General features: G+C 71.0%; 2 protein-coding genes. Both read left to right on the plus strand.

The window, feature by feature from the left end; translation table 11 throughout:
- Nucleotides 1–229 precede the first annotated feature (229 nt).
- The gene (locus VFH59_RS15675; RefSeq protein WP_325165843.1) at nucleotides 230–727 is read left to right on the plus strand and encodes an Lrp/AsnC family transcriptional regulator; all 498 of its coding nucleotides are present in this window, start codon (nucleotides 230–232) and stop codon (nucleotides 725–727) included.
- Nucleotides 728–789: 62 nt separating this feature from the next.
- Nucleotides 790–2,478 carry an acid phosphatase gene (gene acpA / locus VFH59_RS15680; RefSeq protein WP_325165844.1) on the plus strand — a complete coding sequence of 563 codons (1,689 nt, stop codon included), beginning with the start codon at nucleotides 790–792 and terminating at the stop codon, nucleotides 2,476–2,478.
- Nucleotides 2,479–2,601: the final 123 nt, after the last annotated feature.

Raw genomic sequence — 2,601 nt, forward strand, 5'->3', positions numbered from 1 at the left:
GCCTGGCGCGAACGCTGGCAACGCATAGGCGATCGCCGCGTAGGCGGATGACCAGGTGAGCAGGGCGACGCCGATCAGGGCCAGCGTCCGCCCGTCCAGACGGGGGGTATCCATGGGGAATTCCGGTGCGGGGAAGTGCGCATCCTAGTGACGACCCGGGTGCGCCGGAAGCATGCATCCAAGCCGGCATGGCATGCTTCGCCGACGAACGAACTGCAGAGTCCCCGCCATGGCCTTCGTATCGAAACCCGAGCTGGACACCCGCGACTGGCAGCTGCTCGAAGCCCTGCAGCAGGATGCCCGGCAGGGCTACGCGGAACTGGGGCGGCAGGTCGGCCTGTCGGCGCCGGCCGTGGCCGAGCGGGTCAGGCGGCTGGAGGAGGCCGGCATCATCGCAGGCTACCGCGCCGTGGTCGACCCCCGGCGACTGGGCTACAGCATCGATGCGATGGTGCGGCTGCGCTGCGACGGCGGCGTCTGTGCGCGCATCGGCGCGCTGGTGGCAGACGTCCCCGAAGTGCTCGAATGCCGCCGGCTGGCCGGCGAGGATTCCGCCCTGCTGCACGTCGTCGCGCTGTCGGTGGCGCACCTGGAGACGGTGCTGGACCGGTTGCTGAAGATCCACCCCAGCGTCAGCACCACCACGCTGGTCGTGCTGCAGACGCCGCACGCGAACCGGCCGCTGACGCGCGCGATGTGGCAGGCCGCGCATTCGCTGGAAGGCTAGGCGCGGATCCGGGTCGATCCCGGCATACTGCGTGCTCTCCCGCCCTCCACGGAGACACCCGCATGTCCGACCGCTCCCTGCCCCCCGACGGCGACGACCAACCGACCGATCCGCAGCGCCGACGCCTGCTCGGTGGCCTGGCCGCCGTCGGTGCCGGGCTGGCGCTGGGCGGCGCCGACGCCGTCGCCGGTGCGAGGCCGGCCACGGCCACGCCCGCGCCGACCCGGCTCGACGCGCTGCTGCGCGAGCACATCCGGCACGTGGTGGTGATCTATGCGGAAAACCGCAGCTTCAACAACCTGTTCGCCAACTTCCCCGGCGTCGCCGAGCCGCTCGACCGGCTCAAGCCGGAACGGTACCTGCAGCGCGACCGCGACGGCTCGGTGCTGAAGCAGCTGCCGCCGGTATGGCATGGCGTCGCGCCGCACGAGCAGGTGGTCAACCACCGCCGCTACCTGGTGCGCCAGGAGGACATCACCGGCCTGCCCAACGCGCCCTGGGCGCTGCGCACCGGCAGCGGCGAACCGCTGCCGCAGGGCGTGGTCACCCGCGACCTGTGGCACCGCTTCTACGAGAACCAGCGGCAGATCAACGGCGGCAGGAACGATGGCTTCGTCGCCTGGGGCGACTCGGGCGCGCTGGTGATGGGTTACTACGGCGACAACGCCGCCAACCTCAGGCTCTGGCAGCTGGCACGCCAGTACACCCTGTGCGACCACTTCTTCATGGGCGCCTTCGGCGGCTCGTTCCTCAACCACCAGTACCTGGTCGCCGCGCAGCCGCCCTACTACCCGCACGCGGACGCGAGCCCGGCGCGCTTCAACATCGCGCAGACGGTCAGCGGCGAGGCGACCGACATCCATCTCAAGCTGGCCCACGACTCGCCGGCCAGCGCGATGCAGGGCAAGCCCGAGGCCCTGGTCCCGAGCTCGCTCACGCCGGACTTCTGGGCGGTCAACACGATGGGGCCGCCGTACGCGCCGGCCTTCTCGAAGGACCCGAACGATCCGCAGCGTGCCGACCCGGGCAGCGCTAACACGCTGGTGCCCCAGCAGCACGCCACCATCGGCGACCTGCTCAGCGAGGCGGGCGTCGACTGGGCCTGGTACGCCGGTGGCTGGAAGCTGGCGCTGGAGGACAAGGGCGACGGCGACCAGGCCGAGTTCCCGCAGCGACCGAACTTCCAGCCGCACCACCAGCCGCTCAACTATTTCGCCGCCTACGCGCCGGGCAACGCCGCGCGCGCGAAGCACCTGCGCGACGCCGGCGTGGGCGAAACCGCCCAGACCAATCACTTCCTGGCGGCGATCGCCGCCGGTGCGCTGCCCGCGGTCAGCTTCTACAAGCCGCAGGGCGATCTGAACATGCACGCCGGCTACTCGGACGTGGACGCCGGCGACCGCCACATCATGGCGGTGGTGGAGGCCTTGCAGCAATCGCCCCTGTGGCCGGGCGCACTGGTGATCGTCACCGTCGACGAGAACGGCGGCTGGTGGGACCACGTGGCGCCGCCCAAGGGCGACCGCTGGGGACCGGGGACGCGCATCCCGGCGATCATCGTGTCGCCGCATGCGAAGAAGGGCCACGTCGACCACACGGTCTACGACACCGGATCGATCGCGCGCTTCCTGACCCGCCGCTTCGGTCTGCGCAAGCTGCCGGGGCTGACCCTGCGCGAGGAGTCCATGCGTGCGGCCGGCGGGCCGCCGCCCGGCGACCTGACCGCCGCGCTGGATTTCGACGGGGCATGACGCTTCGCGCCCTCTCTCCTTTCCGGGGAGAGGACCAAACAAGCTCGGCCTGGTTGGTGTCCGGCGGCGGATACCTGGTAGGACGTTGCTTGGTTGTCGCCGTTGCGGGGGGCCGCGTTCTTG

Origin of the sequence: Frateuria sp., assembly GCF_035695185.1 — a bacterium.
Taxonomy (GTDB): domain Bacteria; phylum Pseudomonadota; class Gammaproteobacteria; order Xanthomonadales; family Rhodanobacteraceae; genus Frateuria_A.

Bases quoted from the DNA above. Each gene is read 5' to 3' on its own strand.
- VFH59_RS15675 (WP_325165843.1), top strand. From the start codon at position 230: ATGGCCTTCGTATCGAAACCCGAGCTGGACACCCGCGACTGGCAGCTG.
- acpA (WP_325165844.1), top strand. From the start codon at position 790: ATGTCCGACCGCTCCCTGCCCCCCGACGGCGACGACCAACCGACCGAT.